Raw genomic sequence first — 18,873 nt, 5'->3', positions numbered from 1 at the left:
CAGCTTCTTGCAGCTGATTGCTATCTCGCCTCGTGCTGTCACGTTAGAGCTCCTGTGCAAAATGGACGGCCGAGCGCCGGAAGGCCAATTGGCCCACAAACAGCACAGCGATGGAAATGAGGAAAGCCACGGGAAGCCAAACCGTCATAAGGTCCGGCGGCATCGCAGCGAGCTCCAGCTGATCCTCTTTCAAAGTGGGGAACCAGAAGGCCCAGTGGAAGATTTCCACAGCGACGGTCATGGGATTGAGCTGGTACAGCCAGTACCAGGACCCCATCACGTCCCTCACCATCGTCCAGACGTAGAGCACCGGCGAAGCCCACGTCACCACCATGAGGATCATGTCAACGATGTTTTCCGAATCACGGAAGTAGACGTTTGCGGCGCTGAACAGCAGGCCCAGTCCGGTCGCGAGGACTGAGACCAGCACAAAAGCCAGGATTGCGGCGGCCAGCTGAAGGACTGTCGGCGTCCACCCCGCAATGAGGCAGGCACCGATGAGCACCACCATTTGAGGCAGGAAATGTGCTGCTGAAACCCACACGGTTGCCACCGGAAACAGCTCACGGGGCAGATAGATCTTCCGGATGAGGTCGCGGTTGTCCACGATGGACCTTGTGGCGTTGCCCAAGGACTCCGTAAAGAAGTTCACTAAGACAATGCCTGCGAACAGGTAGATGGCGTAGTTCGGTGTTCCGCGCTGGAGGTTCAGGAAGATTCCCAATGCCACGAAATAGATGAGGAACTGCATCAATGGCTTGACGTAGGACCACAGGAGACCCAGGATCGATCCGCGGTAACGGACCTTGATCTCCTTCCGCACCAATAGCTTGAGCAGGAACCGATGGTCATAGACGTCAAGGAGTCCCCGCCCCTGGCCTGGGCGGATCATTCCTTCAGTGCTGCCGGCCATCTACTTCGAATCCTCCGAAGCGGCGTCAAAGGTCTTCTTCCAGGACTCCATTGAGCTGACCTCCGCAACGGCATTGCGGTACTGCTCGGCCAGTCTGTCCCACTCACGGAAAAGCCGGACGTGCAGGCGGGTTGCCTCTGTCAGCATCGACTTCAGCTTCCGGGGGTCGCGCTGGTACCAGGAGGCGCCCGTTCCTTCGGCGTTGGAGACCACCACGCTGTCGTAGTGGGCGACCCGGTACCAGCGGTTGTCCCGGTGGGCGAGATACCCTTGGGGGCGCTCGGCGCTTTCCGGTCCGGGCGCCTTGATCAGCTGCCGGGCAACAGTCTTGATGCCCCAGGGAATCAGTTCCTTCTTGCTGGGCATGCCAACGACGGTGCCCCCCATCGGACCACGGCCCAGTTTCGGGGCGGGGAAGTCGTCGACGTCATCCTTCAATTGGGCGTCCGGGTAGGACGCCTTCAGGGCGTTGATTTCAGGCAACTTGGTGCCGAGCACGCGGTGGAGGTCTTCCGGCCCCTTGAAAAGGTCCTTCAAGGCCTCGATCCGGCCATGTTCGGTGAAGTACTGCATCGATACCAGGTGCTTGACGTCGGATTGCACGGATTCGCGCAGAACCCGTCCGCCCTTCGGGTAGGGGCTGTGGATCAAGGTGGTAATCAAGCGGTTGCGTTCGTGGAAGTACGCCTGCCATCCCACGAGGTCGTCCTTATCGATCCAGGAAACATGCCACACTGCGGCGCCAGGCAAGGATACTGTGGCGAATCCGGCTTCGCGGGCGCGAAGGCCGTATTCGGCGTCGTCCCATTTAATGAATAGGGGCAGCGATAGGCCGATTTCCCTGATGACCTCGGTGGGGATCAGGCACATCCACCAGCCGTTGTAGTCCACGTCCACGCGCCGGTGCAGCCACGCGGTCTGGCGGAGGTTTGCAATGCTGAAGTCATGCCGTACTTCCATGTCCGCGTGCGGGAGTGCCGGGACGATCCGGAACGGGTCAACAACCTCGCCAAAGGTGTGGAGCACGCTGCGGTTATAGAGGTCAAACATGTGCCCGCCAACGATGGTTGGCTTCTTGCAGTGGTCAGCGAATGTCAGCAGCCTAACGATGCTTTCCGGCTCCACCACGATGTCATCGTCAAGGAGCAGCACGTAGTCACTGCCATTCTCCACCGACTCGTACATCCCACGCGCGAACCCACCGGACCCGCCCAGGTTCGCTTGGTTGATGACCCTGAGCTTTCCGCCCAATGATTCCTTGACTGCGGCGAAGCCATCTTCGGCTTCGACCTTTTGCGTCCCCTGGTCCACGATCAGGATCTCTTTGACGTTCTCGAGGACGTCTTGATTCCCTGCCAGGATTCGGGCGTTATTCAGGCAGAAGTCGGGCTTGTTCATCGTGGTGATTTGAAGGGTGACCTGGCCCTTGGAATCGCGGCTGCTCTCGGCCTGCCATTCGCCGTTCTCCAACAGCAGTTCGCCTGAACTTGCGGCCAGGTCAAACCAGTACCAGCCGCCGTCGCCAAACGGCTTCAAGGTGAGGTCAAAGACTGAGGTGGCAGCGCCGTCGACGTGCTTACCGTCAACCCGCTGAACCGACCCGCGTGCGTTGGACTTGTACACGGTGACGGTTCCCGTGCCGCTCGTCCGTACCACCAGGCGCACGTCCCGGACAGAGGTCCAGCGTTTCCAATAACTGGCAGGAAAGGCGTTGAAGTAGGTGCCAAATGACATCTGCTCACCCGAGCGGACGCGCATCGAGTGCCTAGTCAGCAGGTCTTCGAAATGCGCTTCACGGCTGCCGGAGCTGAACATCTGCAGCTTCTGTTCAGGCAGCTTGGGAGTGCGCGCCAGCTCGTCATTCTCCCGAAGGCGGATGCCGCTGGCCGTACCGGCGTCAACGTAAAGTGACACCGTGTCCATCTGGTCTGCGGATGGAAGGATCACCCTCTGCAACGTTGACCACGTCTTCGAGTCTGTCGTCTCGCTCATGCGTCCACTCCTCCACTTTCAAGCTTGGCGCCGTCTTCGAAATGCGGCCGGATCTTGTTGTCAAACATGCTCAGGGCAGAGCCAATAGCCATATGCATATCCAGGTACTTGTACGTTCCCAGGCGCCCTCCGAACAGCACGCTCTGCTCTGCCGCGGCAAGGTCGCGGTATTTGAGCAGTCTTTCCCTGTCCGCAGCAGTGTTGATCGGGTAGTAAGGCTCATCGCCCTTTTCAGCAGCCCGGGAAAACTCACGCATGATGACTGTTTTGTCGGTCTGGTAATCCCGCTCCGGGTGGAAATGGCGCGGCTCGATGATCCGGGTATAGGCCACGTCGGCGTCGTTGTAGTTCATCACGGACGTGCCTTGGAAGTCCCCAACGTCCAATACTTCTTCTTCGAAGTCGATGGTGCGCCAGGAAAGGTCACCTTCAGCGAAGTCGAAATAGCGGTCGATCGGACCCGTGTAAATAACCGGGATATTGCCGACAACCTTGTTCTTGCTGTACTCCTGCGTTTCATCGAAGAAGTCCGTGTTGAGGCGCACCTCGATGTTCGGATGCTCCGCCATCTTCTCGATCCAAGCGGTATAGCCGTTGGTGGGCAGGCCCTCGTACGTGTCGTTGAAGTAGCGGTTGTCGTAGTTATACCGCACCGGTAGCCGGGAGATGATTCCGGCAGGCAGGTCCTTGGGATCCGTTTGCCACTGCTTGCCGGTGTAGTGCTTGATGAACGCTTCATACAGCGGCCGGCCAATGAGCTGGATGCCTTTGTCGTTGAGGTTCTGCGGATCAGTCCCGGCGAGCTCTCCGGCCTGCTCCTGGATCAGGGCCTGTGCCTGGCCCGGCGTCAAGTTGGCGCGGAAGAACTGGTTAATGGTGGCCAGGTTGATGGGGAGCGAATAGACCTCGCCCTTGTGCACGCCATAGACCTTGTGGACGTAATTGGTGAAAGTCGTGAACCGGTTGACGTACTCCCACACCCGTTCATTGGACGTATGGAAAAGGTGGGCACCGTAGCGGTGCACCTCGATCCCGGTCTGCTCTTCTTTTTCGCTGTAGGCGTTCCCACCGATGTGGTGTCGACGGTCGATGACGACCACCTTCAAGCCCAACTCAGTCGCGGCCTGTTCTGCGATTGTCAGGCCAAAAAAGCCCGACCCTACAATGACGAGGTCAGCAGTCACAAAATCTCCAGTTTCGAATACGGGCAGCGCAATGTTGTGCAAAGTCTGCTGTTCTAGCCTACCCGAGACGCTGCAGCGGCTGGCCAAACCCGGCGGGAGGCCTGCCTCGGATGTTACAGTCCGCCGGCCCGCGGAACACGCCATCACCCACCGAACACGGCGCTTATCCACATGGGACACTCCAAGCGGGACAGCATGCTCACCGTGTTACTAGCGTGGACGCGTAGACCGGCCCACCGTTAGGAATTCACCATCATGCCGCTCGAGTGCACTCTGGTTCGCAGCCCCGGCACGGGGAAAGCCCAACCACCATTGGAACTCACGGTGGACGCCACCGGGGGAACGTGTGGTGCGGAAATTCAGGCAGCGCTGGAAACCGGCTTCGGCACTGGTGCCCTGTCCGTCGACGGCGCGCAACTCTCCTCCCTGACAGTCGGCGAGCCGCCGCTCGTGAACGGGGCGGTAATAGTCGACGGCGGCACGCGGAGCCCCGCCCTCAGGCCACGGCGAGTCGACAGCTTGCCGGCACCGCTCGCTTTGGCAGTCCATAGCGGCGCCGGCGCCGGGACGGTAGTACCCCTGGGGCGCGGAAGCTACACCATCGGGCGAAGCAACGCGGACATAGTCGTCCCCGATCCTGACCTGTCCAGGCAGCATGCCCGTTTGTTGGTTTCCGACACCGCCATCACCATCGAGGACCTTGACAGTGCCAACGGGACGGAGGTCGACGGCGAGTATGTGCGAAATACGGTGATAGCAACCGGCTCAGTCATCCGCTGCGGCAACTCCTCGATGTCGCTGGTCTTTATGGATCCTGAGGGCCCGAAATTGGGAGCCGCAGGGACAGGCGTGCAGGAACCTCTGGTGATCAACCGGCGGGTGGAATCCGGAAACCGCACCGCCCTTGTGCTGACGGCCGGGCTCCCACTGGCCATTGGGGTAGGGCTGGCGGTCGTTACAGGCATGTGGATGTTCCTCGCTTTCACGGCTGTGTCTGCCGTGTCCGTTCTGGTACCGGTCCTCTCCGGAAGACGCCAGCGCAAGGAATTGTCCACAGCGGTTGCGAACGCGCTCCGCCAGGACCAGGACCGCCGTCGACGCGCCGGTCCGCCCCTTTCCGAACTGGTTCTCGCCAGTGGCCTGCCGTCCGGCACTTCGGGTGAGCAAAGTTCCGGCCAACAAGGGATCTGGCTACGCCTCGGGCTGGCAGTCCAACCGGCCAATATCCGGTTCGAGCCGGCCGCACCGGATCTGAGAATTCCGTCGGCCGGAGTACTGCCGCTGACCCTTGATCCGGCCCGCCGCGTCACCGTCGTCAGCGGCCCACACGAGTCCGTGGAAGGTCTCATGCGGTCACTCATCATGCAATTGGCTGGTTATCCGAGGGCCGCACACATCCGCGTTGCAGTGCATGGGCCAGCCGCGCAGCTTCCACTCTGCGCCCGTTTTCTGTCGGATGTCACGCTGACAGCCACCGCTGCCGCGGCAACTGCCGTGCTGGCACCGGAGGGCGCTCCCCCAAAAACACCCGGTGTGCTTTTGGTCGTCGACGCCGGAGACTCGGACGAGGTCGACGTCATCGCGCTCGCGATCGAAAACCACTGGCAAGTCATCCAGTTCCTCACCCGGCCCGCCATGATGGCGCTGGCCGATATTGAACTGTCACACCGTGCAGGCCAGCTGCAGGGACCGGGGGGCCCAACGCGCTTCGTACCGGACCTCGCTCCCCGTGACGTCTTCAACCGCTTTTGTCGGCTGCACGCCCGCGACGCCGCCCCGCTGGACAGACTCGTGCCGCAATCCTGCCTTCTACGCGACCTGCTCAACCCCGGCGGCGCTGAAACGTCGGCCCGGTGGGTAGAGTCCCGCCACCGGCCCGGACTGGCCGTGCCAATCGGTCAGTCCGCCGACGGCGAACGCGTGCTGGATCTCCAAGGGGACGGACCCCATTTGCTGGTAGCAGGGACCACTGGGTCGGGAAAATCCGAACTCCTGCGCAGCATGACCATCGCGTTAGCCCTCTCTTACCCGCCGGACCGCATTAATTTCCTGTTTGTGGACTTCAAAGGCGGCTCGGGCCTGGGACCGCTCCTGGGCCTTCCGCACTGTGTGGGAATGCTGACTGACCTGGCACACCACGAGCTTGAGCGGTCGCTGATATCACTTCGGGCCGAGATCCGGCTCCGTGAGGAATTACTGGCATCCGCGCAGGCACCCGATTTGGCTTCGTATCGCGCTGCCCGGACAGATGGGGATCCAGTGTTAGCCCACCTCGTTGTGGTCATTGATGAGTTCCGGATGCTTGTTGATCAGGCGCCCGCGGCCCTGACGGAACTCATGAGGATCGCCGCTATCGGGCGCTCCCTGGGCATCCATCTGATCATGGCGACACAGCGCCCGCAGGGGGCTTTGACAGCAGATATTCGCGCCAACGTGACGACGAGCATCGCCCTGCGTGTCCAATCCGATCTGGAGTCGCTGGACATCATCAATTCCAACGCCGCGTCAAACATCAGCCTGAGGACACCAGGAAGGGCCTTCCTTGTCCGCGGCACGGAAGATCCGATCGAATTTCAGGCAGCGTCCTTGCAGGATCCGGCACAAGCGAGCCTCCCGGATGGGGTCCGTGTTCGTCTTTCGTCTGATGTGCTCAAGGACCCAGACATCGAACGCACTCAGGTTGCCGACAACAAGGACCTGACCCCCGCGCTGGCTGCCGCGCCCCTTGTTAGCACGATGTCCAGCCTGTGGGAGGTCCTGGAGGGCCAGCCGGCAAGGCCACCGGTCGCTCCGCCACTCCCATCCATTCTGGAACCACCGCTGGCGTCAGCTGTCCAAGATATTTGCCCTGCCCCAGGGTCCCGGAATGGCGCACCCCAGGCGTGGGCCGTTCGCCTTGGCCTCATGGATCTTCCGGACGAGCAGCGGACAGCACCGCTCGACTGGCTTCCCGCCGAACACGGGCATCTGGGGCTCGTTGGAGCACCTGCGTCAGGCCTGCCCGAGGCTCTGGCGGTGGCCGTCAGAGCCCTCGCATCGCATTCGTCCGAGGCTCATTTCTACGTCCTTGACGCGGACGCTTCCCTGGACGGCATCGAGTGGGGCGGCCGCCTCGGTGCTAAAGCTGGTCCGCACGACCTCCGACGGGCTGTACGGATACTGGAACGACTCAAACAGGAGCTGTCTGAGCGGCTGATGGGCTCCAGGGACGGTCATCGGACTCCCCTGCTGCTGGTCATCGCAGGATGGGGCACGTGGGCCTCCTCCCTCCGGTCGGGGCCGCTGGCCTGGGCGGAAGACCTGCTCCACGACCTTCTCCGCGACGGCGGCCGTGCAGGAATCATCGTCGCTATTTCGGGACAACGCGAACTGGTGACAGCCAGATTCTTCGCTTCGGTGCCGAACCGTATCTATTTTCCGTGTGGCGCCAACGACGACAGCCGCCTTGCCTGGCCGAAGATGCCCACCACCGCTCCAGTCCCTGGCAGAGCGGTGGCCTTCGGACCGGTATCGGCCGGCAAAACTGCCGTGTGCCAGTTCTATGCCCATCCTGATGGCGAAGAATCCCTGTGGCCTGCCGCGGAGAAAGCCGTGGGCCACTCCGTCATCAGCCGACCCTTCCGCGTGGAACCACTGCCTACGAGAATCACGGTAGAGGACCTCGTGGCCCGAGGAATACCCGGCGAGGACGCGACATCAGACCTTCTGGTGGCCACGGCTCCGAGGACTGCAGCCGCCCAGCCCGGCTCACGGACCTTCCTCATTGGCCTCGGCGGCGACGAATTGGCCCCGGCCTCACTCCGGATTCCCTTTGGCGGAGTTTTCGCCGTGCTCGGTGGGCCTGGTGCCGGCAAGACCAACTTTCTGCACGTGTTGCCTGCGCTCAACGGACGGTCAGCTCGGTGGCTGGCCCCGGATGAGGGTGTCGGACCATGCGAATACTGGTCCGGTGTTCTTCGGGAGGCTGCGGCCGGGGCTGTGGATCGGCACGCCATCGCGCTTGTCGATGATGCCGATTTGCTCCCGCAGTCAACACACCAGGATCTTGCGGAACTTAGCGGAAGAGGGGTCAGTGTGATTTTCACTGCCGGGTACAGTCCCCTGCTGACCCAGCGAGTACCTTTGGCGCTCAGCGCCCGGGGCACGGGGAACGGGATGCTGATCGCGCCACGGAGCGTCATGGACGGCGACCTGTTTGGAGTCAGGTTCGAGGTGGAGCCCACTCCGCCCCCGGGTCGGAGCATTCTGATAGCAAATGGCCGGCCGCTCCCGATCCAGTTGGGCTGGGTCCGGCCTGCCACGAAAGAAGGGAGCGTGGCCCGTCAGATGGCCGGCGCGGAACCGCCGGTCCTCGACGCATAAGTGACAACCCGCTTGTCGAAGAGGAGGACGATCACAAGGACCGCCGGGACGAGCATGGCAAGACCTGCCCAGACAAGGCCCCCCGTCAGGGTTGGGAATCCGATGGTCAGGACGAAAAGCTGGGCCACTAAGGCAGCCGCCCGGGTCCAGCGGTATCCGCGGAACAGGAAATGACCCACTGCGTAGAGCCACGCGGCAAAGGCGAGGAGCAGGGCCAAAGTGAATACGGCTCCCCAGAACGAGAGAACTGGGGCACCGGTAACGAGTTCGTACCCGTACCAGGCAGCTGCACCAAGCAAAGCCGTGGCTTCAGCAGCGACGACAGAAGCGATGACCGTGATGGCCCGGGGCCGCACGGCTGTCCGTCCAGGTTCTTCAGCATCAGGGTCGGGAAGGGCGTTCGAGGGGGGTACGGGGGGTCTTGACACACTGGCACCCTACCGGACATAGTCGGACAGTGGTGAGGGCCACTAACACCGATGTGATGTATCGCTCAGCTTTCCGGGGATTTCAAGCCTAATTACCCCTTGTTTACACAGCGTTAACATGACAGGCTTAATTCAGATGACCAAGGGGGCCCGCAGGGCCCCTTTCCTTTGTAGCTACTAGTGAATAATTTCACAAAGAGCTCTTCCCAGAAATGGAGCAACTGATCAGCATGGATTGGCGTAACCGCGCAGCGTGCCTTGACAAGGACCCGGAACTGTTTTTCCCGGTCGGAAACACGGGCCCTGCCCTCCTCCAAATCGAGGAAGCCAAAAGCGTTTGCCGCCGCTGCCCCGTTGTTGATACGTGCCTCCAGTGGGCGCTGGAGTCCGGACAGGATGCCGGCGTCTGGGGCGGCATGAGCGAGGACGAGCGTCGCGCCCTGAAGCGGCGGGCCGCCCGCGCCCGCCGGGCCTCGTAATTTGAGCTAAGGCAGCAACAGACGGCAATGGCCGCAACCCCAGGGGGTTGCGGCCATTCCTTTTGGGCAGCCGGATGACTACGGCAAGTGCACGTGTCGCGATTACTTCGGCATGAGGCTCAGCCGGATCCGGACGGCGGTTCCGCCGCCCTCCCGGGGCTGCCACGCGATGGTGCCGCCGAGCTCACTGGTTACCAGTGTCCGGACGATCTGGAGCCCCAGTCCCTCGACATGCGGGGTCTCCGGCAGGCCCACGCCGTCATCTGCGACGGTAACCGTCAGCAGTTCTTCACCGTCGTCCCCTTCAGAACGGTCAGCCAGAAGCCATACAGTCCCCGTGCGTCCCTCGAGGCCGTGCTCGACGGCGTTGGTCACCAATTCATTAATCACCAGCGCCAGCGGGGTCGCGAAGTCACTGGGCAGTTCGCCGAACAACCCTGCCCGTTGAGTCTTGACTTGCTGCGAAGGTGACGCAACCTCAGCGGACAGCCTGAACTGCCGCCCGATCAGTTCGTCGAAGTCAACACTTTGCGCGAGCCCCTGTGAAAGCGTTTCGTGGACCAGGGCAATGGTGGCTACGCGGCGCATCGCCTGCTCCAGGCCCTGCTTGGCCTCATCGCTGACCATGCGGCGCGACTGCATGCGCAGCAGCGCCGCCACGGTCTGCAGATTGTTCTTGACCCTGTGGTGGATCTCGCGGATGGTCGCGTCTTTGGTCACGAGTTCCATTTCGCGCCGCCTCAGTTCGGAAACGTCGCGGCATAGAACGAGCGCCCCAAAACGGTGTTGCTCATCACGAAGCGGAATTGCCCGCAGGGACAGGCTCACGCCGCGGGATTCAATCTCACTGCGCCACGGCATCCGGCCCGTCACCACCAGTGGCAGCGTCTCATCGACCATTCGCCTGTCCTTCAGCAGGCTGGCTGTCACCTCCGCAAGCGAACGTCCCTCCAACGATTCACCGTCGCCCAGCCGCCGGAAGGCGGACACGCCGTTGGGGCTCGCATACTGCACGATGCCTTCAGCGTCGAGCCTGATCAGGCCGTCTCCCACCCGCGGTGCGCCACGACGGGATCCAGTGGGCGAGGCAAAATCTGGCCACAGCCCCAACGTGCCCATTCGCAGCAAGTCATAGGCACACTGCCGATAGGTGAGTTCCAGCCTTGACGGCATTCGCGAACTGGACAGATCCATGTGAGTGGTTACAACGGCCAAGGTTCGGCCGTTGCGGACCATGGGCACGGCCTCGACCCGCAGAGCCATGTCGCTGCTCCAGTTTGTTTCGCTGGACCGTTCAATGGCACGGCTGGACCAGGCTTTGTCCACAAGGGGCTGCAGATCCGACCTGATACCCTCCCCCACAAAGTCCCCGTGGAAAACGGTGTGCGTGGTGGACGGCCGGACGTGCGCCAACGCCACATAACCGTAGTCCGGGTGGGGGAACCAGAGGGCCAGGTCCGCAAACGCGAGGTCGGCAACCATCTGCCAGTCACCCACCAGGAGGTGCAGCCATTCGGCATCGCCCGGCCCGAAATCAGCATGTTCCCTGATGGGGTCCGTAAAGATTGCCACTGCACCTCCAGTTGCGACGCCAGTATCCCTAGCGTCGGACGATTGACCTCAAGAGCCTCAATGCTACCGACAGTGACGCCATATCGTCCGCTTCGAGGGAATTGACCTCGTCGAACATGCTCTTGGCCCTGCCCAGTTGTTCAGCGTTCTGGCTTTCCCATTCCTTCAGCCGGTCCTCCGGCGAAAGCCCCGAACCGGTGGATTCGAGCACCGCCATGGTCATATCCGACACCGTCGAGTAGAGGTCGTCCCGCAAGGCCGCACGTGCCAGCGCCTGCCACCTGTCCTGCCTTGGCAGGCTGCTGATTCTTTCGAGCAGGGCATCAGCGTGGAAGCGATTAAACACGGTGTAGTAAACGGAGGCGATCTCCTCGACTGGATCCTTGCGGACCTTGGCGATCTTGGCAATGTCCAGGAGCACGAAACTTTCAAAGAGTTCAGCCCAGCGCAGAGCCAGGCCTTCCGGCAGCTTCCATTCCCTGGCTTCTTCAAGCCAGGCGGAGAGACGCTCCCGGTCGTCACCTCTCACATAGTCGAGGAGGCGGGCTCGCATGGGATCCATGACCGGTTTGAATTCGGCGACGATATCAGCGATGGGCCTGCTGGCTCCGCCTTGCCCGACGAGCCAGCGCACGGCGCGGTCCAGCAGCCGCCGAATGTCCAGGTGGACGGTGCTCCAGTGCTCCGTGGGGAAAGACGCCGGGAGGCTGTTGAGTTCATCCACCATGACGTCCAGCTCGTAAATCTCGCGGAGGGCCACGAACGCCTTGGCAACAGCGACTTCCGTAGCGGACGTCTCTTCAATCGTCCGGAAGGCGAAGGTGATGCCGCCCATGTTGATCATGTCGTTCGCCACAACCGTCGCGATGATCTCCCGCCGCAGCGGATGTGTGTCGAGCTCGGCATCAAACCGTTCGCGGAGCTGACGGGGGAAGTAGGCCCGCAGAGTGCTGCGGAACCAGGGATCGTCGGCGAGGTCGCTTTCCCGCAAGGCGGAGGTCAGCTCGATCTTGGCGTACGCCGCCAGTACCGAAAGTTCCGGGGACGTCAGGCCCTGTCCTTGGGTCAGCCTTTCCCGCAACGACTCCGTGGAAGGCAGGGCTTCCAGATCACGCTTGAGGTCGGCTGATTTTTCAAGCCAGTCCATCAGGCGTTCATAGCTGGGGCTCCACTCGGCAACACGCATCCGGTCGTTCAGGAGCAGGATGTTCTGGTCAATGTTGTCCTGGAGTACCAGCCTGCCCACCTCCTCGGTCATCGATGAGAGGAATCCGGCGCGTTCTTCTGCGGAGAGTTTGCCAGCGGCCACCATCCGGTCCACGAAGATCTTGATGTTGACTTCGTGGTCGGAGCAGTCCACGCCAGCCGAGTTGTCGATGGCATCAGTGTTGAGGATCACGCCCTGCAGTGCTGCCTCGATGCGCCCGCGTTGGGTCATCCCCAGGTTGCCGCCTTCACCGACGACTTTCACCCGCAGGTCACGGCCATCCACCCGGATGGCGTCATTCGCTTTGTCCCCGACGGAGGCATTCGACTCGGTGCTTGCCTTCACATATGTTCCGATTCCGCCGTTGTAGAGCAAATCGGCAGGCGCCAACAGAATTGCGCGAAGAAGTTCCGGCGGGCTCAGCTGGGTGGTGGATTCCGGGAGGCCCAGCGCCGCACGCACCTGCTCGGAAACAGGGACAGTCTTGGCCTGGCGGACGAAAACGCCGCCGCCCTCGCTAATCAGCGATTTGTCGTAGTCATCCCATGAGGAGCGGGGCAGTTCGAACAACCGCTGACGCTCAGCATAGGACGATTCCTCATCGGGATTGGGGTCGAGGAAAATATGGCGGTGGTCGAACGCGGCGAGCAGGCGGATATGGCGGGACAGGAGCATGCCGTTGCCAAAGACGTCACCTGACATGTCCCCGACACCGACGACAGTGAAGGGCTGGGTCTGGGTGTCCAGGTCCAATTCACTGAAGTGGCGCTTGACCGATTCCCAGGCGCCGCGCGCCGTAATCCCCATGGCTTTGTGGTCGTAACCTACGGAACCACCTGAGGCGAAGGCGTCTCCGAGCCAGAAACCGTACTCGGCGGCCAGGCCGTTGGCGATGTCGGAGAAAGTAGCCGTTCCCTTGTCTGCCGCCACTACAAGGTAGGAGTCGTCGTCGTCGTGGCGCACAACGTCCGACGGCGGCACCAGGTTTTCGCCGTCAGGGCTCGTAACCAGGTTGTCGGTAAGGTCCAGCAGCCCACGGATGAAGGTCTTGTAGCTTTCAATGCCCTCGGCCATCCAGGCCGCGCGGTCTGCTGCCGGATCAGGGAGCTGTTTGGCGAAGAAGCCGCCCTTGGCACCGGTAGGAACGATCACCGCGTTCTTGACCGTCTGGGCCTTCACAAGGCCCAGGATCTCGGTACGGAAGTCTTCGCGGCGATCAGACCAGCGAAGGCCGCCGCGTGCCACTTTGCCAAACCGCAGGTGCACGCCTTCCACCCTTGGCGAATACACCCAGATCTCGAACTTCGGCCGCGGGAACGGCAGCCCGTCGATATTCGTCGGATCCAGCTTGAAGCTCAAGTGCTGCTTGAACTGGTAGTAATTGGTGCGCAGCGTGGCTTCGATCAAATTCATGAAGGTGCGAAGGATACGATCGGCGTCGAGGGTTGCGACCTGCTCGATCGCTTCGTTCAGTGCAGCCCGGACGGAGCCCTGGGTCGCGGCCCGCTGATCTTCATCGACAGAGGGATCGAAACGGGCGGCGAAGAGCGCGCTGAGGCCTTTGGTCACCGCAGGATTGGCAAGCAGGGTATCAGCGATGAACCCGAATGAGTTGGTGTTTCCCATCTGCCGCATGTAGCGCGCGTAGGCCCGCAAAACGGTGATCTGGCGCCAGTGCATTCCCTCACGGAGCACGAGGCGGTCGAAGCTGTCCGATTCAATGGCACCGGACACCGCGGCCCCGAAGGAGTCTGCCAGCAGTTCGCCGGTGGCTACCGGGTCTACACCTGCCGGGTACTTGAGCCCAAGGTCATAAAGGAAGAAGTCGCGGCGGTCAGCCGTCTCGATCTCGAAAGGCCGCTCATCCAGTACCTCAAGGCCCATGTTGTGGAAATAGGGCAGGATCTGGCTGAGGCTTTTGGGTTCGAGCATGTAGAGCTTGACCCGGGCGTCTTCCTCAAGGGTCGCTCCTGCGCCTTCGGGGAGATAGACATGGACACCCGGCCGCTCCTGCTTGGCCCCAGCGATGCGTTCCGCTTCGGCGCCGTACTTTTCGAAGCGGGAAATGTCCTGAAGGGCCTCCTCGACTTCGTAGTCCACGCGGTAGCTCGCTGGGAACGCCTCCGACCAGATGGAGGCCAGTTCCTTGGCCTGATCATCGTCCTCGCGCCCTCGCAGGACTTCTGCGATGCCTTCGCTCCACGAGCGGGCAGCACGAACCAGCCGTTTCTCCAGCTCTTCGGCGTCAACGTGGCTGACGTCGGCGCCTTTAGGCAGGCGGATGCGGAAGAACAGGCGAGCCAGGGCGGACTCGGTCATCCGGGCTTCGTAGTCGATGGAGACAGCCTGGAACGTTTCCCGCAACTCGTCCTCTATGCGGAGCCGTACGTTGGTGGTGTACCTGTCACGCGGAAGGTATACGAGGGCGGACATGAACCGGCCGTAAATATCCGGCCGAAGGAACAGCCGGGTGCGGCGGCGTTCCTGCAGCCGCTGGATCCCCATCGCGGTCGCCGCGAGGTCCGGGATCTCGATCTGGAACAGTTCGTCGCGCGGATAAGTCTCCAGGATTCCCAAAAGGTCCTTGCCGGAATGCGAATCAGGCGGGAAGCCGGCACTCCTCAGGACGGCGTCCACCTTTTCCCGGACAATCGGGATGTTACGGACCGACCCGGCGTAGGCGCTGGTGGCAAACAGTCCAATGAAGCGCCGCTCACCGTTGACGTTTCCCGCGGCGTCGAAGCTCTTCACGCCAATGTAATCGAGGTACGCGGGCCGGTGCACCGTTGACCTTGAGTTGGCCTTGGTAATTACGAGTGCGCGCTTTTCACGTGCCTTCTTCCGGCCGGCGTCAGTCAGGTGTTGGACATGGTGGGAATCAGCTGCTGCCCGCAGGAGTCCGAGCCCGCTGTCTTCGCGCAGCTCGAGGACGTCTTCGCCGTCGACGTTAATGAGGTCGTATTCCCGGTAGCCCAGGAAGGTGAAGTTTCCTTCATCGAGCCAGCGGAGGAGATCCTGGGCCTGTCTCAGCTCCGTGATCTGGGCAGGGTTGGCAACTTTGTCCAGGCTCTCCGCAATCTGCAGGGCCTTGTTGCGCATCTTTGGCCAGTCCTCGACGGCGGCCCGGACATCACCCAGGACGCGTTCCAGGCCGGCAAGCAGTGCATCCCGGGCGTCGTCATTGGTGCGATCGATTTCTACGGCGATCCAGGACTCCATGTGGGAGGCGTTGTCGCCTGTAGCGATGAGGTGCGACATGCTGGGCATGGCGGCGGTGTCGCCGCTGGAAATTCCGAACTGGGAAGGCACGCGGTCGACCCTGACCAACTGTCCCGATTCGCGATTGCGGGTGACCACGAAAAGGGGGTGGATTACCAGGTGAATGGCCGAGTTCTGGCGGACCAGCTCAGCGTTGACCGAGTCAACGAGGAACGGCATGTCGTCCGTGACAACATACACAACGCTGCTGTCCGCCTCCGTGCTGATCGCGATCTTGGCTTGGCCAGGCAGGCGAACAGCTGCGACCTCGCGGTGCATTTCGGCCCGGGAGGCAAGCACATCCTGCGAATAACTGCGCGCATCCTCTTCGGCTAGATGCTGGTAGTAGTCCCCCAGGAAACCTTCACGGTCCCCAATGGCAAGGGGTTGATCCTCCACGCTGGATCCAGACGACATCGACAAACGCCTCCATCACAAGATTAATGCTGCACCTTTGCAGCTCTTATGGTGAGCCTAACCCTTTAGTCCGCGCCTCGCTGTGGAAGAAAATACAGAGGATCTGCCTTTTTGCTGGACTGATGCACAGACCAATTGAGCGATCGCAGCCCTCAGCTTCGATTCGGGCGAGGATTCAAGCAGCAGCGAGCCGCCGAGCAGGGCCGAATCGGCCGCGGGAGCGTCTGCGGGCAGGAACGCACTGATTGCCGCGGCTGGTCCATACCTGTTCCACGCGTCGCGCAGCTGGCGTTCGGGCGCCCTGCCCACAGCACCGGCCCGGACCTTGTTCATCACCACAATCGGAGCTACATGCGGGACGGCGAGCTCAAGTTCGGCCACACCGCGGACCAGCCGGGGCACGCCGATAGGGTCTGCCGACCCGATGGCATAGACCGTGTCAGCGAGTTCGAGGCTCCGCAGGGTGGCTGCGTTGCGTCGCGGGGCCATGGTGTCGAAGCTGAGCTCTTCATCCGCTTCCAGGCAGAATCCCGCATCGATGACCACTACATCGGCGATATCCCGGGCCCGCTCAAGAACCAGGGAAAGGGCCGCCGCGCGCAGTTCGGTCCATCTGTCCGCCCGGGTAATGCCGGTCAGGACCCGGAATGTGCCAAGCCTGGTCGCTACTGGCGCGGCAATCCTGAGCATTGCGTCGGCGTCAAGAAGACCTTGGTCCGCGAGCCGGCAAGCCTGTGCCAGGCCTGCCGATTCGTCCAAGAGGCCCAGGACCGCCGCAACGCTGGCCCCATAGCTGTCGGCATCAATCAGCAGCACGGATTTGCCCTCAGCGGCAAGCTCGCCCGCCATATTCACGGCTACAAAGGTCCTTCCGGGCGATCCTGTGGGACCCCAGACAGCAATGATGCTGCCGGCACCGGGAGTGTCCATGACCTCCTCCGGGACTGCAGGAACAGGCCTTAACGCCGCGGAGGGATCGGCCAGGCCGGACGATGGATTGCCGGGCTTCAAGGAACCCCCCAATCGGCCGACAGCCTCAGAAATCCGTGCCGCCAAGGCGGCAGGCTCAACACCCGAAAGAGCTGACGCGACACCGATTCCGCGGAGCCGGGATGTCTCATCAGGATCATCGGTGAGGGCGATGACCACCACGCCGACGGCGCCAAGCCTGTCCACAAGGGAGGCGGTCAATCCTTCACATCCGTCCGCGACCACGGCGGCGCGGGCCAAACCACTTTGGCAGGCGGCGAGCAACTCTGTGAGTTCGGCGCATCGACGGACCACCGTGACCGGACCGTGCAACCGTTCGAGTCCGCCGACAACATCTTCCTGCGCCTGCCCGACGGTCACTACGGGAATGCTCACGAAGCGGCCCCGCCAGGATTCCACACCACGGCGATCTTGGCTTGATTTGCCTGCGCGCCCAGCAGCCCTGGCATTTGGCTATCTGACACCAGAACCATCAGCACGGTGCTTCGCGACGAACCCAACGCTGTTGAGCCCGACGTGACCTGCGCAATTTCGGCGTTTGGAAGGAGCAGCTTCGGCTCGCTGTATCCATTCTTCGTATCGGGTAGGGCAACCCACACATCGACCCGCGTGCCGGCTACGGCTTGGTTTGGCAGCACCTGCTCTACCGTAACCGCTACGGGCTTGCGGTCCAGGGCATCGGCGGTGCCCAGACTTTCCCGCGGAACGAGCTGGTCCTTGCCAATTCGTTGCACTGCCACCGCATCTTCAGGCAGGCCGCCCTCGACAGTGAAGTAGTGCTGTTCGGTATCACCTAGCCGCACTTTGGCGCGGACCACGTTGTCCTGCGTCAGCGCCTCACCGACCGCGATGGCATCGCGGGCAGCATAGACCTCGGTCGTCCTGTCGGCGCTGCCAACAAGCGAAATAACGCCCGCCACGGAGGCAAGGACAAGCAAAACGCCAACAAGAAGCCGAGGATCCTTCCAGGAAGGCCGTTTCAACCTCGCCGATGTGGTCGCACTATCAATACTCACGCGCAGTCTCCCCCTCGCTCCGCACCGGCGCAGTTAGCCGCACGCCGGACAACCTCATTGTTACGGCATGGAAGGCTGAACAGGAAGTAAAAAAGGCCAAACAGCATCAGATTGTGGAAAACTGCACCGAAGGGCCCCTGAGGTGGCAAAATGGCATTATGCCCCGATTCCTCACCCTTGCAGACGTCGCAGAGCAACTCCAGATCAACTCGCCGGCAGCCTATGCACTGGTCCGCAGCGGAGAACTCAAGGCGATCCAGGTTGGCGGCCGCGGCCAATGGCGCGTGGAGGAAAAGATGCTGGAGCAGTACATCGAGGAGCGCTACGCCGAAGCGAGCCGGATGATCCAGGAATCCAAGTCAAAATCAGTCTGATTCGGCCCTGTCCCTGCCGGCCGCCAGCCAACAACGTGAGGGCTACAGTTCGCTTCTGAACGGTGACCTGACGGAAGCAAGGGCGGAAAACGGGATAGTGGACACCTGTCCCACATGTGGTGCGCGCCGCGCTTCCCCGGGCCGGAGCGCAGCCAGGTCGATGTAGTCGCGGCCTACCTTGTCGATGACGCCCGACACTCCGGAGTCCTGCAGATCTTCCCCTCTGAGCGTGACTGTCAGCTCCGCCCGGTCCCGGGCCAGGGCACGAAGGGCATTCGACAGCCCAATGCGGCTGCGCACCGCAGAAGGCTCACCCACGGAAAACCGGCCTAATCCGGCATACCTCGAAACGGCACCGTGTGGAATCAGCACCTGGTGCCGCTTGTCATTCAAGACAAAGGCATCAGCCCCCGCGAATGTCAGGGTCCCTTCCAAAAATGCACCGGAGACGAGGTGCACCTTCACGATGGTCCCCAAGGATCCACGCAGGCGGTCGGCCAAACAGAGTCCGGCCGCGTCCACTCTGGCGCGTTCAGAGATTTCGGCCTCCATCGAAAGCCTGTCGCCTTCGGCAAACTGGGCCTCCATGTCATTGAACAGGGCATCCCAACGCATTCGGCCAGCGTAAGGCGACCCTGCCGAGAGGTCAATTCATATCCTGATCCACTCCAACGTATGGAC

The 18,873-nt window shown here is 62.0% G+C and carries 12 protein-coding genes; 3 read left to right on the top strand and 9 right to left on the bottom strand.

What is annotated here, in order from left to right; genetic code table 11:
• Positions 1–43: 43 nt before the first annotated feature.
• Genes V9L18_RS03470 through glf form a run of 3 tightly spaced genes read right to left on the bottom strand, consistent with a single transcriptional unit; the run spans position 44 to position 4,089 of the window.
• On the bottom strand, positions 44–913 hold the full coding sequence (locus V9L18_RS03470) for an ABC transporter permease (protein WP_337345778.1): 870 nt from the start codon (positions 911–913) through the stop codon (positions 44–46).
• Complete coding sequence (locus V9L18_RS03465) at positions 914–2,905, bottom strand: glycosyltransferase (protein ID WP_337345777.1); 1,992 nt, start codon at positions 2,903–2,905, stop codon at positions 914–916.
• Positions 2,902–4,089, bottom strand: coding sequence for a UDP-galactopyranose mutase (gene glf / locus V9L18_RS03460; protein WP_337345776.1), 1,188 nt, complete (start codon positions 4,087–4,089; stop codon positions 2,902–2,904). Before glf ends, V9L18_RS03465 begins: the two co-directional genes overlap by 4 nt.
• A 255-nt stretch (positions 4,090–4,344) precedes the next feature.
• Between glf and V9L18_RS03455 the strand changes: the two genes are divergently transcribed.
• Entirely contained in the window at positions 4,345–8,451 is a 4,107-nt protein-coding gene (locus V9L18_RS03455) for an FtsK/SpoIIIE domain-containing protein (RefSeq protein ID WP_337345775.1), read from the top strand.
• Here the strand turns inward: V9L18_RS03455 and V9L18_RS03450 are convergent.
• Entirely contained in the window at positions 8,412–8,879 is a 468-nt protein-coding gene (locus tag V9L18_RS03450) for a hypothetical protein (protein ID WP_376044295.1), read from the bottom strand. The genes V9L18_RS03455 and V9L18_RS03450 overlap by 40 nt on opposite strands.
• Positions 8,880–9,109: 230 nt before the next feature.
• Between V9L18_RS03450 and V9L18_RS03445 the strand changes: the two genes are divergently transcribed.
• Positions 9,110–9,358, top strand: a complete 249-nt coding sequence (locus tag V9L18_RS03445; protein ID WP_003804966.1) for a WhiB family transcriptional regulator — start codon at positions 9,110–9,112, stop codon at positions 9,356–9,358.
• 102 nt (positions 9,359–9,460) lie between these two features.
• On the opposite strand, the gene V9L18_RS03440 is transcribed toward V9L18_RS03445, so the two are convergent.
• The 4 genes from V9L18_RS03440 to V9L18_RS03425 are packed head-to-tail and all read right to left on the bottom strand — an operon-like array spanning position 9,461 to position 17,812.
• Positions 9,461–10,930: a sensor histidine kinase gene (locus tag V9L18_RS03440; protein ID WP_337345774.1), complete on the bottom strand. Its 1,470-nt coding sequence runs from the start codon at positions 10,928–10,930 to the stop codon at positions 9,461–9,463.
• A gap of 28 nt (positions 10,931–10,958) precedes the next feature.
• Positions 10,959–15,812, bottom strand: a complete 4,854-nt coding sequence (locus tag V9L18_RS03435; RefSeq protein ID WP_337345773.1) for an NAD-glutamate dehydrogenase — start codon at positions 15,810–15,812, stop codon at positions 10,959–10,961.
• A 57-nt stretch (positions 15,813–15,869) separates the two neighbouring features.
• Positions 15,870–17,177 carry an AAA family ATPase gene (locus V9L18_RS03430; protein ID WP_337345772.1) on the bottom strand — a complete coding sequence of 436 codons (1,308 nt, stop codon included), beginning with the start codon at positions 17,175–17,177 and terminating at the stop codon, positions 15,870–15,872.
• Entirely contained in the window at positions 17,174–17,812 is a 639-nt protein-coding gene (locus V9L18_RS03425) for a hypothetical protein (RefSeq protein WP_443197928.1), read from the bottom strand. Before V9L18_RS03425 ends, V9L18_RS03430 begins: the two co-directional genes overlap by 4 nt.
• 164 nt (positions 17,813–17,976) lie before the next feature.
• Here V9L18_RS03425 and V9L18_RS03420 point away from each other — a divergent pair, with 164 nt between their 5' ends.
• Positions 17,977–18,192: a helix-turn-helix domain-containing protein gene (locus V9L18_RS03420; protein WP_045729765.1), complete on the top strand. Its 216-nt coding sequence runs from the start codon at positions 17,977–17,979 to the stop codon at positions 18,190–18,192.
• Positions 18,193–18,234: 42 nt separating this feature from the next.
• On the opposite strand, the gene V9L18_RS03415 is transcribed toward V9L18_RS03420, so the two are convergent.
• Positions 18,235–18,807 (bottom strand): hypothetical protein, encoded by a 573-nt coding sequence (locus tag V9L18_RS03415; RefSeq protein ID WP_337345770.1) that lies wholly within the window; start codon positions 18,805–18,807, stop codon positions 18,235–18,237.
• Between the last annotated feature and the right edge of the window lie 66 nt (positions 18,808–18,873).

The sequence above is a fragment of the Pseudarthrobacter sp. CCNWLW217 genome (genome assembly GCF_037203985.1).
Lineage (GTDB): Bacteria > Actinomycetota > Actinomycetes > Actinomycetales > Micrococcaceae > Arthrobacter.
This window is presented reverse-complemented; position numbering and strand designations above follow the sequence as displayed.